The sequence below is a fragment of the Blautia sp. OF09-25XD genome (genome assembly GCF_003482095.1).
GTDB classification, from domain to species: domain Bacteria; phylum Bacillota; class Clostridia; order Lachnospirales; family Lachnospiraceae; genus Fusicatenibacter; species Fusicatenibacter saccharivorans.
On record NZ_QUMG01000018.1, the window covers coordinates 1 to 15,975 of the forward strand.

Below are 15,975 nucleotides of genomic sequence, written 5' to 3' on the forward strand. Positions count from 1 at the left end.
GAAAGAAAAAGAAAGACGGAACCTTATATAAGGATTATTTCTATTATGCCTGCAAACATCGTCGCCTGGTAGACGGTCATAAATGTGGATATCGTAAACAATGGAGCGAGGAGAAGATTAATAATGCAGTGGAAGAAGTTATTCGGAAGCTGGTGAAGAATCCTAAATTCGAAGAAGCAATTCTGAATAAAATCGGTTCAAGAATAGATACAGAAGAAATAGAAAAAGAGATTGAAGGATTAGAAAAGCAGCATAAGCAGCTGACAGGAGCAAAAGCAAGACTCGGACAGCAGATGGATAGTCTGGATATCATGGATAAATTTTATGAGAAGAAATATCAGGATATGGAGACAAGGTTATACCGTTTGTATGATGAGATTGAAGGCGTGGAGAACAGTATAGAAGAAGTCAAGAATCGCCTGCTGAATATTCAGCAACAGAAAATATCAGAAGAAAACGTCTATCAATTTCTTTTATATTTTGATAAACTATATGATAAGTTCACCGACCTGGAGAAGAAAGAATTTCTTAACAGCTTTGTAGAACAGGTGGACATTTATGAGCAGGAGCAGCCGGATGGCAGATTCCTGAAGCACATAAAGTTCCGCTTCCCGGTGTATTTTGGAGACAGGGAAATACAGGAACTTTGTTGGAACAACGAAAGTACCGTTGAGACGGTAGTCTTGATGTCAAAACAAAGAAATAAGGACCAGCTTCCAGGTCGAGACGGTGAAATCCGGCAACTCAACTCCCTGCGAGTGTATGGCCAATCAGAGGTCAGAGCGGATGGATTGTGTAGGAGTTGAGCGTTCTTCACTGTCTCAACTGTCGAGACAGTAGCAGAGAGCAGCAATGTAAAAGTGCCTTGCATTATTTGGATGCTGATAAGACAGAAATTTCGTGAAACAGACGAAGAGGCTTGTCTGAAAAAAGAAGGAATGAAAAAACAGGAGAGGAAAAAAGAAACATGGCAGTAAATAAAAATGGAATCGTAGTATTAGGAGCAGTTTTTGTGGATATCAAAGGTTTTCCAGAGGACATCTACGTCCCGGATGGCAGAAACGCCGGCCATGTCGAATACATCCACGGCGGTGTGAGCCGAAACGTGGTGGAGGATATCGCAAACCTGGAACTGCGCCCGACCTTCCTTGGAATCGCGGATAATACCGCACTCGGCGAGGATGTTGTGCGCAAACTGCAGCGCCACAAAGTCAATACCGAATACATGAAAGAAATCCCGAACGGCATGGGAACATGGCTTGCTGTCTTCGATCACAACGGTGACCTGGCGGGCTCCATTTCCCAGCGCCCGAACCTGATGCCGATTCTCGATATTCTGGAAGAAAACGGAGATGAAATTATCGAAAACTGCGATTCCATTGTGGCAGAGATCGATATGGACAAAGAGATCATCAAAAAGCTGGTACAGCTCTGTGAAAAATACGATAAAAAATTGTACGGCGTTGTCAGCAACATGAACATCGCAGTCAGCAGAAGAGATCTTCTGCAGAAATTTGACTGCCTGATCTGCAACCAGCTCGAGGCAGGCGTTCTCTTCTCCGATGATTACAGCGAAAAAACACCGGCCGAGATGGAAAAGATTCTCGCCGAGCGTCTGAAAGCGGCAAATGTTCCGGCCATGGTCGTAACAATGGGCGGCGACGGAGCGGTTTATGCGGAAGCAGACGGAGAGAGCGGCTTCTGCCCGGCGCAGAAAGTACAGGTAAAAGATACAACAGGAGCCGGTGATGCGTTCTGCGCAGGTGTTTCCGCCGGTCTGACCTATGGAAAAACGATTGGCAAGGCAGTTGAAATCGGTACGCGTCTTGCTGCATCCGTCATCACATCGTCGGAAAATGTCTGCCCGCGCTTCCGCCCGGAAGAGTTCGGCATCGAGGCATAGAAGGGGGCAGAAATGAAGTTACTGTACGGAACCGGCAACCCGGCAAAACTCGACGCGATGCGTCACCGCCTTGCCGGTCTTGGGATTGAGCTGATCGGGCTGAAAGATCTTGGCGGTGTTAAGCAGCCAGAGATTATCGAGGATGGAAAAACGCCGCTGGAAAATGCCAGGAAAAAGGCGGAGGCGTATTTCAACGCGCTTCATATGCCGGTGTTCTCCTGTGATTCCGGTCTGTATTTTGACAACGTGGCAGAGGACGACCAGCCCGGCGTCCATGTGCGGACCGTGAACGGAAAGTATCTGTCCGATGAAGAAATGACCGCGCATTACGCCGCCCTTGCAGAAAAGTACGGCGGCCTGACGGGACGCTACAAAAACGCAGTTTCGCTGATTCTTGATGCGGACCACCGCTATGACGCGATGGACCCGTCAATGGAGAGCGCTCCTTTCCGCATGGTCAGCACACCCCATTCGATGAGCAAAAAAGGCTTTCCGCTCGACCGTCTGTCGATCGATCTGCGGACCGGAAAATATTATTACGATCTGAATGAGCAAGAAGCCGCGCTCGATCAGCTTGCCGTGGAAGACGGTTTTCTGCAGTTTTTTGAGCGGGCAATGGAGGAATACCATAAAATGGAACGATATGAACTTCGAACCATCCGCCAGGATGAAATGGAACAGGGCGTTGCCATTGAGCTGGCGTGCTTTCCGCCGAATGAGGCGTGCTCCGAAAAGAGCATGCGCGAGCGGGTGCAGTACGCGCCGGAGCTGTTTCTGGCGGCAGTAGACAAAGAAACCGGAAAAATCGCCGGAACGCTGAACGGACTTGCAACAAACGAGACAAAATTCCGTGATGCCTTTTTCGATGAAATCAGTCTGTACGACCCGACGGGAGAAAACGTCATGCTGTTGGGACTCAGTGTCCTGCCGGAATACCGCGGCCAGGGAATCGCCCGCGCGCTGATGGAAGAGTACAGCCGCCGGGAACAGAAAAACGGAAGAAAACAGCTCATTCTGACCTGCCTGCAGGATAAGGTGGAGATGTACAAAAAGATGAATTTCCGCGACGAGGGAATCTCCGCATCCACCTGGGGCGGCGAGGAATGGCATGATATGACGAGAAAATTAAACGATTAAGAAAATTTGCAGAGAAAATCTCTTGTGTTAAAGTTTGCTGTAAGCGTTATAATAAAGAAAATCAAGCAAAACAGGAGGAACAACCATGAGCAGAATAAATTTTGGAGCAAAACCAAACATGTATCCACTTCCGGTTCTGATTATTGCAACATACGACAAAGATGGCAACCCGGATGCCATGAATGCTGCATGGGGTGTAGTCACAGATTTCAATGAGATCTCCATCAGCATGGGCGACCACAAGACAACAGACAACCTTGCCGCAACCGGTGCCTTCACCGTCAGCATGGCAACCGAGGATACTGTTGTTGGCTGCGATTACGTCGGCATCGAGTCCGGCAGAAAAGTTCCAGATAAATTTGCACGCGCCGGTTTCCATGCAACGAAGAGCGAATTCGTCAACGCGCCGCTGATCGACGAGCTTCCGATGGCACTGGAGTGCAAAGTGAAAAGCTTTGACAACGGCATTCTGGTCGGCGAGATCGTGAACGTCTGCGCAGACGAGAGCGTTCTGACCGACGGAAAGATCGACCCGAAAAAACTGAAACCAATCGCCTTCGACCCGGTCAACAACACCTATCTCGCCATGGGCGACAAAGTCGGCGACGCATTCGGTTCCGGAAAAGCCCTGAAATAAACACAGATGATGACATGACAGCGAATATGTAAAAATTTTATATATTCCCCTTGACAAACCGCCTCCATAGTCTTATGATATGTATAAATTATATATATATAAATATTTTACATATCAGAAACTAACGGAGGTGGTTTTTTATGTATTTTCCGGTATCAGCACTGCTGATCGAATTTATGATCCTGTCGATTGTGAATCGGGAAGATTCTTATGGATATGAAATCAGCCAGACGATCAAACTGGTTGCAGACATCAAAGAGTCGACACTGTACCCGATCCTGAAAAAACTGGAAAAGGCGGGCTACGTGACGACGTATTCCGCAGAGTACCAGGGCAGAAAACGGAAGTATTATTCGATCACAGAAGCAGGAAAAACACAGATGGCGTACCTGCAGGGCGAATGGAAGTCCTATCGTGACACCATTGACAACATCATCGAGTGGAGGAAAAAAGAATGACGAGTGGGGAATATCTGAAACAATTGGAAAAGTATCTGAGGAAGCTTCCGCAGAGCGACTATGAAGATGCGATGGAATACTTCACCGAGTATTTTGCAGATGCCGGTCCGGAAAATGAGCAGGCCGTGATCAAAGAACTCGGAACACCGAAACAGGCAGCCGCCGAGCTGATGCGGAATCTTCTGGACAAAAAAGTAGATGAACGCGAGGCAATGGAAAAGGAAGAAAAACAGAAAGAGAAGAAAAAAACGACAGGCGCCAACGTCGTCTGGATCGCGATTCTCGCCCTGTTTGCAGCCCCGATCGGAGCCCCGATTCTGATCAGCATTCTCATCGTTCTGCTCTGCGCGGCCCTCTGTGCGGCACTGCTTGATATGAGCGTCTTTCTGATTGCAGTTGTCGGCGTGGCCGCCGGAATTAAGATGCTGCTGCGCGGCATTCTGGCAGTCTCGGTTTCCTTCGGCGGATTCTGCTTTATTACCGGAATGGGCGTTTTCATGCTGGGAATCAGTATTCTGTGCGCGGTGTTCGGCGTATACTTTGCAAAATGGATGGGACGGCTGTTCGTGTGGTGTACACGTAAGGTAACGAAAAAAGGAGGAAGCAGATCATGAAAAAATGGACAAAAACAGCATTACTGACAGGATGTGCCTGCTGTATTGCCGGTGCAGTGCTGATGTTCAGCGGATGGGCAAGCGGCGGAAAAGCATACGCGGAAACGTATGATCTGAATGCGATGAGCGGTTCTGCGAAGAAGGAAGACGGCATTTCCACACAGGAAAAGATAAAACTTGATGATTTTGATGAACTGCAGGCAGACCTTACGATCGGCGACCTGAACATCCTTCCGTCCGGTGACGATTCCTGTTATCTCGCCTGGCGGATTCCGTCGAAAAAAGGAGAGACTGCAGTGGAATATCGCGTGCGGGACGGTGTTCTGAGCATCGAAGAGACAAGCGCAGTGTCCGATACGATTTACATTAATATTGACTTTACGGAAGAAATCTTAAGTGGCGGTAAACAGTCGGAAACAGGAGTGATTCTGTATGTACCGGAAAAGAAGGTACTGAAAAAAATAGAGGTAACGATGGGATTCGGTGATGTGCAGATGAATGGCATCCAGGCGGAAAGCGGAAGACTGCAAAATGCGGATGGAGATATCACACTTTTCGGATGTGACATGCAGAATATCAAATGCAAAGCAGATTACGGTGATGTGGAACTGAAGAGTGGAACGTGGGAGAATGGGTCGATCACGCTGGAGGATGGCGATGCGAAAATCCAAAATACGAAGCTTTCCGGAGACGTGTCGGTGGAAAACTCCTACGGCGATATTGAACTTGAACTGGGTAAAAAAGATCTGGAACGGCTGGAAATTACGGCAAAGACAGATTTTGGGGAGATCGATGTACCGGATACCATGGAGAATCTGATGCAGAAAGAGGAGGACGAGCAGAGCTTTTCTTATGTACCGGATCAGCCAGCGGGCAGAATCACACTGATGACAAAGGATGGTGATATCTCGTTGGAAAACGATTAAGCGTTTCTGAATGTTCAGGGACATATGAAATTCCAGAAAAATCGCAAAGCATGCCCGCATGAATGAGCGTTTTTGGAAAATAAGACAAAAGTGACAAAAACACAGGAGGCTGTTTGGATGGTTTCACCAGAAAAAGGGAAATGATCCAAACAGTCGCTTGTTTTTTGTACTTAAATTTTCAGCTTTTAACTTGATTTGTAGATTGCGGTGCTTTAAAATAAAAGTAATCAAGCATTGTGGAACGGGCTCCACAGACTGGCAGCGGGGGAAAAGCCGGAACGAGTCAGAGAAAACAGCCCAGTGTCAGAATAGGAGTTAGGAGAAACTATGGCAAGTATTAGAGATGTCGCGATCAAAGCGGGAGTAGGAATCGGAACGGTATCCCGTGCACTCAATGGGAGCGGGTATATTTCCGATGAAACAAAACAGAAGATCATGCAGGCAGTGGAGGAACTGAACTATAAACCAAATGAGCTTGCCCAGAACCTGTTCCGCAACAAGTCCGGTTTTATCGGAATTGTTGTTAAGAATCTTTCACATCCGTTTATGGCATCTCTGGTGAAACATGTCGAGAATAATCTGTACACCAATGGCTACAAGTGCATGCTCTGCGAGGTTGGGGACAATCCGAACCGCATCGAGGAATTTGTGGAAATGCTGCAGCGAAATGTCATGGACGGCATTATCTGCTGTGCGGATATCCCGTCTTCTGTCAGCCTGGCGGAAATTCACCGTCCGATTGTCATGATTGACCGCTACGTCACCGAAGGGATTCCGTGTATACATTCCGACCATAAGCGCGGCGGTGAGCTTGCGGCGCAGGCGCTTTTGAGCGCAGGATGTAAGAATGTGCTCTATTTTGCATCGAGTGCAACAGAGCGTGGTTGCTCCATGGATCGTTACCGACGGTTTGCGGAAGTCTGCAAACAGCATAAATGTAAAATTACAGCGATTGATGCCGGAAGCAAGATTCTGAATTTTCAGAGCGGCCCGACGATCTGGAAAAAATACATCAGCCATTTTGATGGAATTGATGGACTCTTTACAGCCGATGTCACAGCGGCAGCGTGCATGAAGATGCTGCAGAAAAAAGGGATTAAGATTCCGAAAAAACTGAAGGTGGTTGGCTACGACGGCCTGGATTTTACCCGCTTTTTGACACCGGAGCTGACGACGGTCTGTCAGAATGTGCCGGAAATCGCAAAGCGGAGCGTGGACACAATCATCCGCATGATTGACGGAAAGAAGATTGAGGAGATGGAGCAGATTGTGGATGTGACCTTCCGAAAAGGAGAAAGTACCTGAAGATAACAAAACAGGGAATTACCGAATTTTGCATCATTTTCCGGGATTGCGATAGAACAGAAGAAGAACAGATATCAGAGACACTCGATCTGAAAAGAAAGGGTGTCTCTTTTTCATGTATAAAATAAAAATGAAATAAAACCAACTTATATACGGCAAAAGGGCAGAAAGACTGAGCAAAAGGATATGAAATCGCTGCTGAAACAGTTGCAATTGTCGAAAAAATAGTGAAAAACGGAAAAGTGGAACATATGGAACAGGAAAAGCATGGAACAGCGGAACATGTGGAACAGGAGAATGGGAGAAGAAAGAAGATAAGTGTGAATTTTATGAAAAACAGGATGCATATTGCACAAAAACACAAAATAAAAATTGTGAAAATATTGAAAATGACGAAAAAATATTGATGATTTGTTGACATTGGGCGAACTGCGTACTATGATACAGGTATGGAACAGGTTCCACAAGGCAAAGTGCCAAAACGGAAACGATGCAAATGTGGAACGAAAAGCGGTTGGTAAAGCTTTTAGAGAAATAAGGAGGGAACTATGAAGAAAAAAACGTCATCGCCGAAAACGGCAGAAAGTGGAAAATTGAAAAAAGCGCTCTCGTGCTGGCAGCTGTACATCCTGCTGATTCCTGCACTGATCTGGCTGATCGTTTTTGCTTACTATCCAATGTACGGCCTGATCATCGCCTTTAAAGATTTTAAAGGCCGCATGGGAATCATGGGAAGTCCGTGGGCAGATCCGATCTTCAAGTATTTCAAGATGTTCTTCAGTACCAGTATTGCCATGACGGCAATCAAGAACACGATCGTCATCAGTCTGGAGAGCCTGATCATCGGATTCCCGATTCCGGTTATCTTCGCACTCTTACTGAACCAGGTACAGAGAAGCGGACCGAGACGAATCATCCAGACCATCTCCTACGCACCGTACTTTATGTCAAACGTAGTTGTAGTCAGCCTGATTTCCGTACTGTTTTCCGCAAACGGTCTTGTAAACCACGCAGTTATGGGAGCCGGCGGAAAAGCAATCATGTTCACCAGCCTTCCGGAGTACTTCCGCAAACTCTTCATCGGAAGTAACATCTGGCAGACGATGGGATTCAACGCCATCATCTTCATCGCAGCACTGACCGCAATCAGCCCGGAATATTACGAAGCAGCAACGATGGATGGTGCTTCCAGATTTCAGAAGATCCTTTACATTGATTTACCTCTGATTATGCCGACCATCATCCTGATGCTGATCCTTCAGGTAGGTAATATTATGAACGTGGGATATGAGAAAGCTTATCTGATGCAGAACGGTACCAACACAACCGTCAGTGAGATCATTTCGACATACGTATACAAAGTAGGTCTCCAGACCGCACAGTACAGTTTTGCGACAGCCGTTGGCTTATTTAACTCCGTTGTAAACTTCATTATTCTGGTTATCACAAACGCAGTTGCAAAGAAGACCAGCGATATCAGTATTTTCTAAGAGTCAGGGGGCTTGAAAAATGGCAAATAATAACACTGTGAAAAAGAAAAAAGTAAAAATGAGTACGGGAGACAAGGTCTTTACCGTGATCAATACCGTCATCATGATCCTTGTCTGTATTGCAATTGTATATCCTCTGTATTACGTGCTTCTGGCATCTGTTACAGACCCGGTTGTTGTAAGCTCCGGTAAAATTCTTCTCTATCCGGAAGCGTGGTACACCAACGGATATGAAACCACACTGAAATACCAGCCGCTCTGGACCGGCTATGCAAACACCATCAAATATACCGTATTAGGAACGCTGATTTCCCTGGTCTGCACCATTCCGGCCGGCTATGCACTTTCCAGATACGATATGGTAGGAAGAAAACCGATTATGTTCCTGTTCACCTTCACGATGTTCTTCAGCGGCGGTATGATTCCGATGTACTTAACCGTACAGCAGCTGCACATCTACAACACAACATGGGCTATGGTCCTTCCGGTAGCAGTGTCCGCTTACAACCTGATCGTATGCCGCTCCTTCTTTGAAAGTGGTATTCCGGTCGAGCTTCTCGAAGCAGCAAAAATCGACGGCTGCAGCGATTTTGGATTCTTCTTCAAAATTGCAATTCCGCTGTCGAAAACGATCATCGCAGTTATGTGTCTGTTCTATGCAACCGCAATGTGGAACCAGTTCTTCAACGCACTGATGTTCCTGCAGGATGACAGCAAGATGCCTCTTCAGGTCGTTCTTCGAAACTTGGTACTGATGAACCAGTCCAACCAGATGGGAAGTAGTGCTTCTGAGATGGTAACAAAACAGAAACTGGCTGAGCAGTTAAAATACTGTGTCGTAGTTGTTTCCGCATTCCCGCTTCTGTGCGTATATCCTTTCCTGCAGAAATACTTCGCAAAAGGTGTTACGATCGGTGCAGTCAAGGGCTGATGCAGAACAGAAAATTTATTGTTGCAGAATTCATGGATATAGCAGACATGGTTTATGTGTAGGAATACAAAAATACTAACGTATTTCACTGCCGGAAAAGGCAGCAAAATAAAGGAGGAACAATATGAAGAAAAAAATCGTATCCGTATTACTGGCAAGCCTTATGGTAACCAGCATGCTCGCAGGCTGTGGAAACAGCTCCGGCAGCTCAAGCAGCTCCGGTGCAGGAAGCACAGGAGGAGACACCACCTCTGCATCCGGTACAGAAGCAGGTGACACAGGTCTCACAGCAGAAGAGCAGGAAGCAGTAGATGAGGGAATCATCCAGCTCGACGGTACCCTTCCGATCATCAAAGATCCGGCAAAATTCGAAGAGAAATACGGAAAAATTTCCGCTCTGATCGTAAACTCTGCAGACAGAACTGTAGAAGTAGGCGACCTGGCTATGTGCCAGAAATGGTTCGAGGACACAGGAGTAGAGTTTGACTGGCAGCCGATCCCGCAGGAGAGCGCAACAGAGAAAATCAATCTGATGCTTTCTTCCGGACAGGATCTTCCGGATGTATTCTGGAACTTCGGCGATGGTAAATCCGGAAACACCGTAGTTCAGTACGCAGACCAGGATGTATTCCTTCCGACCGAAGGCCTGATCGAAGAGTATATGCCGAACCTGAAAGCATTCCTCGATGACAATGAGCAGTATCAGCTTGAGATCACCGCTCCGAACGGCCATAAATATGGATTCCCGTACGTAGAGGAAATGAAAGGTCTTGTATTAACACCTGGACCATTCGTGATCAACAAAACATGGCTGGATAAAGTAGGCAAAGAAGTGCCGACAACCGTAGACGAGTGGGTAGACTGCCTGAAAGCAATCCGCGACGGCGGCGATCTGAACGGAAACGGCGAAGACGATGAAATCCCGATGGCAACCTGGTTCGGCGCAACCGATACCTTTGGTTCCTACAACCTGTTCTATCGTTTCACAGGTGCATTCGGATGCGCTGACTCCTACTGCGGAGGAAACTCCTATGCGGATCACTTAAGAATGGTTGACGGAAAAGTTACGTTCACTGCAACAGACGAAGCATTCAAGAAAACAGCAGAATTTTTCAACATGCTGTATGAAGAAGGACTGATCTGGAACGGTTCCTTCGAGGCAGATGAAAGTATGTCATTCAAATCTTCTCTGATCAAAGAGAATGTTGCAAAGATCGGTTCCTTCGGTGTTTGGGGCGATCAGGAAATTACAAACCAGGAAGTACATGATCAGTACGTAGCAGTTCCGAGACTGCAGGGCGAAGACGGTATGACCGGTTTCGAGTGCAACTACTCTGAGCTGCAGGATTCTTCCGATACAGCAATCACAACGACCTGCAAATTCCCGCACGTTGTTGCAAGATTTGTAGATTACATGGTAGGCGATCCGGAAATCTCTGTTACATCTAACTGGGGCGCAATCGGATACAACTATGAGAAAGACGAAGACGGCGTTCTTCGTACACCGCTCGATGAAAACGGAAACTACAAACCTCTGAATCCGGAATATAAGAACTTTGGTGAGGCTCGTGTAAACTCCACAACCTGCCGTGGTTCTATGATCGTTCAGAACGAGTACTATGACACCGTTTGCGGCTACACCTTCGATGCTGTAAAACTTCTCGAGATGCAGAAAGAAAACGGTAAAGATGACATCATGGAAGAGTATGACACCATTCCGCGTGTTCTGATGACCCAGGAAGAGATTCAGCGTCTGGCACAGATTCAGCCGACCGTCTCCGATATCGTTGACCGTTACATCACTACATGGGTAACCGGCGGCGTTGATGATGCAAGCTGGGAGTCCTATAAGACAGAGCTTGAGGGCGCTGGTTTGAGCGAACTGGTTGAGATTTACCAGGGCGCAGTAGATCGAGCAGCTTCTGCAGCAAACTAAAAATCGGGCGAAAAGCGATTACGAAAAAACAGTAACGTAAACGATTTGCAATTAATGTTCTATAACTAAAGAAATTCCAAATGTGGCCATGTTGTATCCCATATAACATGGCCATATTTAAAAAGAAGATTATTTCGTTCTTATTTCTTTTTTGTTGAAGTTCCAAATGGAAAAAGATAAAATAGGAAAAGAGAGAACAGGAAAAGAGGGATCCTATGAGTAAACAGGGAAAAAGAGATTTTAGACCGAACATTCATTTTACACCGGAGAAAAACTGGAACAACGATCCGAACGGACTGATTTATATCGATGGTATCTGGCATCTGTATTATCAGCATAACCCAAATGACGTTGTATGGGGACCGATGCACTGGGGTCATGCAGTATCGAAAGACCTGATTCACTGGGAGCATCTGCCGGTCGCCCTGTACCCGGATGAGATCGGAACGATGTACTCCGGAAGTATGGCATACGATGAAAATAACACCAGCGGATTTGCGAAATACGGTGAGAAACCGATGGTGGCTGTCTACACGGCGCACAATATGGAAACGGGCCTGGAGCAGCAGTGTATTGCATACAGCCTGGATCAGGGAAAGCATTTTGAAAAATATTATGGCAACCCGGTGATCGAAAACCCGGGCACACCGGATTTCCGTGATCCACGCGTCTTCTGGAATGACAAAAAGGACTGCTGGAGCCTTGTTCTGGCATCCGGCGACCACGCAGAGTTTTACGCATCCCAGGATTTGAAAAACTGGAAGAAAACAGGCGAGTTCGGTGTCGGTGTCAATAAAGTGCCGACTGTATGGGAATGCACCGATCTGATCCGTGCTAAAACAGGAAATGAATTTGACGGATTCAAATGGATTCTGATAGTCAGCATGATACATCCGGGAACCGAAGGCCGTGCCAATATACAGTATTTCGTCGGTGATTTTGACGGAGATACCTTCCAGTGCACCGAGATCACAGACGAGCCGCTGTGGATTGATTTCGGATTCGACAATTATGCCGGTGTAACGTATGGAAACTACGACCGTCCGGTTTACCTTGGATGGGGCGTTAATCCGCTCTACGCGAACTTTGTTCCGACCGGTGAGTATTCCGGTCTGATGACACTGCCAAGAGAACTTTCACTTTGTGAGACCGAGGAGGCTACCGCCTGAAAACAAAACCGTTCGGGATCGATGAGTACCGTGCGGGTGCCTTCCCGATCGGAAATCAGAAGCCGCTGCTGACCGAGAGCTTTGGACTTCTCGTGCAGGGTAATTTCGGAAGAATTGCGCTGAAAAACAGCAGAGGTGAGGAAGTAGTCATCGAGGTAACGGTGGACAGCATCACGGTGGACCGCTCTAAGAGCGGCGACCTTAGTTACTTTGATGATGTAGATCCGAAGCTCTTCAAAAAAGAGGATCTGCTGGTATCTACAACAAAACGTTACATGCGCGGAAATGTCAACATGGAGATTATTTTTGACGTTTCCTATCTGGAGATTTATGCAGATGGTGGTCTGGAGACCGCTTCCGTATGCGTTTACCCGGATGCTCCGTATCAGGTGGTTTCCACAGACGGAGATCTGGAAGTGAAAATGTACACCATTAAAAAATAGGGGATATGTTTATTTTGGGAGGTTTTACAAAAATGATGAAAAAAAGAGATTACAGACCGAAAATTCACTTTTCACCGGAAGAAGGCTGGATGAACGACCCGAATGGCATGGTTTATGTAGATGGCGTGTACCACTTCTTTTATCAGAAGTACCCGTATGATACCAGCTGGGGACCGATGCACTGGGGCCATGCAACATCCCGCGACCTGATTCACTGGGAGCATCAGCCAATCGCACTTTATCCGGATGAACTGGGATTTATCTTTTCGGGAAGTGCTGTGTATGATACGCAGAATTCTTCTGAGTATGGTACCAATGAAAACCCGCCGATCATTGCTATTTATACCAGCCATCACAAGGACGGTTTGGAACAGCAGAGTATTGCATACAGCAATGATAAGGGCCGGCATTTTGAAAAGTCATATCTGAATCCGGTCATCAAAAACCCGGGAATTTCCGATTTCCGTGACCCGAAAGCGTTCTGGAATCCGGTCAGAAGATGCTGGAGTCTTGTTCTTGCAGCGCAGGACCGTGTCTTCTTCTACGCATCCCAGGATATGAAAAACTGGGAGAAAACTGGAGAATTCGGACCGGAAGGAAACCATGTGAAGGGTGTATGGGAATGCCCGGATCTGTTCCCGATTGAGTATAAAGGAAAAAATGTATGGGTTCTCGTTGTCAGCATGACGAAAGCTTCCGAAGATGACCACTGCAAAATGCAGTATTTCCTGGGTGATTTCGATGGAGAAAAATTCCTCTGCACCTATCCATCCGATGAGCCAAGATGGCTGGATGAAGGCTTCGACAACTATGCAGCCGTTACATTCCAGAATGCGAAAGATGTTCTGCTGATGGGATGGGGTATGAACTGGCAGTATGCAGCGCAGACTCCGACAGAAGGGTACTGTGGACAGGCAACTCTGGCAAGAAAACTGTCCCTGACAGAAGTAGATGGTGCTCTGACCCTTGCGGCTGCTCCGGCCGGACTGGAAAAATTCCGCCACAGCAGCTATCCGATCGAGAATCACACAACGATCCGCACAGAGACCTTTGGACTGAAGGTTTCCGGAAAAGGAGATGCGAAAATCTGTCTGAAAAACTCAGTGGGACAGAAATTGAAGATTTATGTAACTGACACCAAAATCACGGTTGACCGTACCATGGCGGGCTACAAAGAATTCAGTGAGCACTTCATGACGGAAAAATATTCCATCAGCACCGCAGCGAGAAAGAAAGACGGAGCATGGAATCTGGAGCTTGTTTTTGATGTTTCCATTCTGGAACTGTTTGCTGAGGACGGCGTAGATGCTATTTCTACAGTGGTTTATCCGGAGACACCGTACGACCGTATAAGCTGGAAGGGTGATCTTTCTGTTGAACTTTACGAAATTGATGCATAAGGGCTGCGAGAAAGGGGAAAAGCAAAATGGGATACTTTAAAGATGTGACACCGGAATCAGCTGGAATCAGCTCCAAAGGAATTTTGAATTTTCTCGACCGAATCGAAGAGAACCAGATTGAGCTGCACAGCTTTATGGTGATCCGCCATGGACAGTGTGCAGCGAAGGGCTGGTGGAAGCCGTATGATGAAAAATTTCGTCATCCACTGTATTCGTTCAGCAAATCGTTGACAGCAACGGCGATTGGTTTTGCAGAGCAGGAGGGAATCTTATCGCTGGATGAGAAAATTGTCGATATCTTTCCGGACCTGCTGCCGGAAAATCCATCCGAAAATCTCAAAAAAATCACGCTGCATCACCTGTTGATTATGGGTTGTGGTCACGAGACGGAGATTATGGACAATTCCGAAAACTGGATTTCTACCTTTCTTCATCATCCGGTGCTCCATGAGCCGGGAACGTTTTATAAATACAATACAGCCGGAACTAACATGCTGGCTGCCGTTCTGAGGAAAAAAACGGGACAGAACGTCACAGAATTTCTGAAATCCCGTCTGCTGGAGCCGCTTGGCATCACATCCCTTACCTGTGCGCTGCTCGGAGACGGAACGGAGCTTGGCGGCGGCGGTATGAAGATGGTAACGGAGGATATGGCAAAATTCACGTATTTTCTGTCCAGACAGGGTGAGTGGGAAGGAAAGCAGCTGCTTCGAAAAGACTGGTTTGAACGCGCCTGCCGCAAGCAGATTGAGACGGAGGGCGATTCGGAAGGCCACGTAAAAGACTGGGCGCAGGGCTACGGCTATCAGTGCTGGATGTGCCGTTATCCGGGTTCCTTCCGCGCAGATGGTGCGTACGGTCAGTTCGGCGTTGCGTTCCCGGATCTCGATCTGATTGTGATCCTGACAACAGCAACAGAACAGACGCAGGAGGAGCTGAGTGCACTGCAGGAGGAACTGATCCCGTATGTGAAGAAAGAGGCAGGAGAGATGCCGCCGTCCCCACTTGCCGATGCAGTAAAAGCGCGTACCGCAGATCTGGCTCTGCCGCCGCGCAGAGGAACGAGAAATCCGTTTATGGAAGAAAAGGTAAGTAAGCATGTTTATGTATCTGCCCCGCTGATGGGGAACCAGCAGCTGCCGGATTCCGCAGAAATTCTGATCGGCGGAAGCGGCCTGTTTTCGCTGGAGACAAGCCCGATTCAGGAGATGCGATTCGCTTTTGGCTGCGATAAGATGTACTGGAAAGTACAAGAAGGCGGGAAAGAAAAGGAATTTGTCCTCTCCATGCGCCGGGATTTCGCCTACAGTGAAGCAGACGGCCATATTTACGCAGGATCCGCTGCATGGCGTACCGTCAACACGCTTGAGATGGAGCTTCGCCGGATGGATGGCCTAAGCGCGGCCGCATGATCGTCAGATTCCAGGAGGAAAAGCTGCTGTTAGAGGCAGAGGATACGCTGATCAGCGTTGGGGGACTCGGTATTTCACCGCGTCAGGCACTGACTGTATTTGGATTAAAAGAAGATTAAATGGATCGAAAGAGAGAAAAACCGGCGGAATTTTCCGCCGGTTTTTGCATAGGCGTGAGAAAATCCTGTAAAAGAAAGAAAACAATATGCAAAGT

16 protein-coding genes and 1 pseudogene are annotated in these 15,975 nt (G+C 47.3%); all 17 read left to right on the plus strand.

The window, feature by feature from the left end; genetic code table 11:
• A pseudogene (locus tag DXA93_RS13590) lies at window positions 1-806 on the plus strand (hypothetical protein); the annotation flags it as partial.
• 161 nt (window positions 807-967) lie between these two features.
• Window positions 968-1,903, plus strand: coding sequence for a carbohydrate kinase family protein (locus tag DXA93_RS13595; protein ID WP_117813569.1), 936 nt, complete (start codon window positions 968-970; stop codon window positions 1,901-1,903).
• Between the two features lie 12 nt (window positions 1,904-1,915).
• Window positions 1,916-3,040 carry a non-canonical purine NTP pyrophosphatase gene (locus DXA93_RS20090; protein WP_119208567.1) on the plus strand — a complete coding sequence of 375 codons (1,125 nt, stop codon included), beginning with the start codon at window positions 1,916-1,918 and terminating at the stop codon, window positions 3,038-3,040.
• 85 nt (window positions 3,041-3,125) lie between these two features.
• On the plus strand, window positions 3,126-3,677 hold the full coding sequence (locus tag DXA93_RS13605) for a flavin reductase family protein (protein WP_117813520.1): 552 nt from the start codon (window positions 3,126-3,128) through the stop codon (window positions 3,675-3,677).
• Between the two features lie 140 nt (window positions 3,678-3,817).
• Window positions 3,818-4,135: a PadR family transcriptional regulator gene (locus DXA93_RS13610; RefSeq protein WP_022461550.1), complete on the plus strand. Its 318-nt coding sequence runs from the start codon at window positions 3,818-3,820 to the stop codon at window positions 4,133-4,135.
• Window positions 4,132-4,749, plus strand: coding sequence for a DUF1700 domain-containing protein (locus DXA93_RS13615; RefSeq protein ID WP_022461551.1), 618 nt, complete (start codon window positions 4,132-4,134; stop codon window positions 4,747-4,749). The genes DXA93_RS13610 and DXA93_RS13615 overlap by 4 nt, the downstream gene beginning before the upstream one ends.
• Window positions 4,746-5,675: a DUF4097 family beta strand repeat-containing protein gene (locus DXA93_RS13620; RefSeq protein WP_022461552.1), complete on the plus strand. Its 930-nt coding sequence runs from the start codon at window positions 4,746-4,748 to the stop codon at window positions 5,673-5,675. Before DXA93_RS13615 ends, DXA93_RS13620 begins: the two co-directional genes overlap by 4 nt.
• A 327-nt stretch (window positions 5,676-6,002) precedes the next feature.
• Window positions 6,003-6,980 (plus strand): LacI family DNA-binding transcriptional regulator, encoded by a 978-nt coding sequence (locus tag DXA93_RS13625; protein ID WP_022461553.1) that lies wholly within the window; start codon window positions 6,003-6,005, stop codon window positions 6,978-6,980.
• Window positions 6,981-7,231: 251 nt separating this feature from the next.
• A complete protein-coding gene (locus tag DXA93_RS17895; RefSeq protein ID WP_158565053.1) occupies window positions 7,232-7,387 on the plus strand; it encodes a hypothetical protein in 156 nt (51 codons plus the stop codon).
• Window positions 7,388-7,528: 141 nt separating this feature from the next.
• Window positions 7,529-8,470: an ABC transporter permease gene (locus DXA93_RS13630; protein WP_022461554.1), complete on the plus strand. Its 942-nt coding sequence runs from the start codon at window positions 7,529-7,531 to the stop codon at window positions 8,468-8,470.
• A gap of 19 nt (window positions 8,471-8,489) precedes the next feature.
• The gene (locus DXA93_RS13635; RefSeq protein ID WP_082426161.1) at window positions 8,490-9,401 is read left to right on the plus strand and encodes a carbohydrate ABC transporter permease; all 912 of its coding nucleotides are present in this window, start codon (window positions 8,490-8,492) and stop codon (window positions 9,399-9,401) included.
• A gap of 124 nt (window positions 9,402-9,525) precedes the next feature.
• Window positions 9,526-11,337: an extracellular solute-binding protein gene (locus tag DXA93_RS13640; RefSeq protein WP_022461556.1), complete on the plus strand. Its 1,812-nt coding sequence runs from the start codon at window positions 9,526-9,528 to the stop codon at window positions 11,335-11,337.
• Between the two features lie 215 nt (window positions 11,338-11,552).
• Window positions 11,553-12,506 carry a glycoside hydrolase family 32 protein gene (locus tag DXA93_RS13645; RefSeq protein ID WP_117813522.1) on the plus strand — a complete coding sequence of 318 codons (954 nt, stop codon included), beginning with the start codon at window positions 11,553-11,555 and terminating at the stop codon, window positions 12,504-12,506.
• Window positions 12,507-12,598: 92 nt separating this feature from the next.
• Window positions 12,599-12,949, plus strand: a complete 351-nt coding sequence (locus DXA93_RS13650; protein ID WP_158565054.1) for a GH32 C-terminal domain-containing protein — start codon at window positions 12,599-12,601, stop codon at window positions 12,947-12,949.
• A gap of 32 nt (window positions 12,950-12,981) precedes the next feature.
• The gene (locus DXA93_RS13655) at window positions 12,982-14,349 is read left to right on the plus strand and encodes a glycoside hydrolase family 32 protein (RefSeq protein WP_117802615.1); all 1,368 of its coding nucleotides are present in this window, start codon (window positions 12,982-12,984) and stop codon (window positions 14,347-14,349) included.
• A 26-nt stretch (window positions 14,350-14,375) separates the two neighbouring features.
• Entirely contained in the window at window positions 14,376-15,761 is a 1,386-nt protein-coding gene (locus tag DXA93_RS13660; protein ID WP_119208571.1) for a serine hydrolase domain-containing protein, read from the plus strand.
• On the plus strand, window positions 15,758-15,880 hold the full coding sequence (locus tag DXA93_RS18985) for a hypothetical protein (RefSeq protein ID WP_256372656.1): 123 nt from the start codon (window positions 15,758-15,760) through the stop codon (window positions 15,878-15,880). Before DXA93_RS13660 ends, DXA93_RS18985 begins: the two co-directional genes overlap by 4 nt.
• Window positions 15,881-15,975 lie beyond the last annotated feature (95 nt).

Coding starts and splice junctions, on each gene's coding strand:
- DXA93_RS13595 (WP_117813569.1), top strand. CDS start 968: ATGGCAGTAAATAAAAATGGAATCGTAGTATTAGGAGCAGTTTTTGTG.
- DXA93_RS20090 (WP_119208567.1), top strand. CDS start 1,916: ATGAAGTTACTGTACGGAACCGGCAACCCGGCAAAACTCGACGCGATG.
- DXA93_RS13605 (WP_117813520.1), top strand. CDS start 3,126: ATGAGCAGAATAAATTTTGGAGCAAAACCAAACATGTATCCACTTCCG.
- DXA93_RS13610 (WP_022461550.1), top strand. CDS start 3,818: ATGTATTTTCCGGTATCAGCACTGCTGATCGAATTTATGATCCTGTCG.
- DXA93_RS13615 (WP_022461551.1), top strand. CDS start 4,132: ATGACGAGTGGGGAATATCTGAAACAATTGGAAAAGTATCTGAGGAAG.
- DXA93_RS13620 (WP_022461552.1), top strand. CDS start 4,746: ATGAAAAAATGGACAAAAACAGCATTACTGACAGGATGTGCCTGCTGT.
- DXA93_RS13625 (WP_022461553.1), top strand. CDS start 6,003: ATGGCAAGTATTAGAGATGTCGCGATCAAAGCGGGAGTAGGAATCGGA.
- DXA93_RS17895 (WP_158565053.1), top strand. CDS start 7,232: ATGGAACAGGAAAAGCATGGAACAGCGGAACATGTGGAACAGGAGAAT.
- DXA93_RS13630 (WP_022461554.1), top strand. CDS start 7,529: ATGAAGAAAAAAACGTCATCGCCGAAAACGGCAGAAAGTGGAAAATTG.
- DXA93_RS13635 (WP_082426161.1), top strand. CDS start 8,490: ATGGCAAATAATAACACTGTGAAAAAGAAAAAAGTAAAAATGAGTACG.
- DXA93_RS13640 (WP_022461556.1), top strand. CDS start 9,526: ATGAAGAAAAAAATCGTATCCGTATTACTGGCAAGCCTTATGGTAACC.
- DXA93_RS13645 (WP_117813522.1), top strand. CDS start 11,553: ATGAGTAAACAGGGAAAAAGAGATTTTAGACCGAACATTCATTTTACA.
- DXA93_RS13655 (WP_117802615.1), top strand. CDS start 12,982: ATGATGAAAAAAAGAGATTACAGACCGAAAATTCACTTTTCACCGGAA.
- DXA93_RS13660 (WP_119208571.1), top strand. CDS start 14,376: ATGGGATACTTTAAAGATGTGACACCGGAATCAGCTGGAATCAGCTCC.
- DXA93_RS18985 (WP_256372656.1), top strand. CDS start 15,758: ATGATCGTCAGATTCCAGGAGGAAAAGCTGCTGTTAGAGGCAGAGGAT.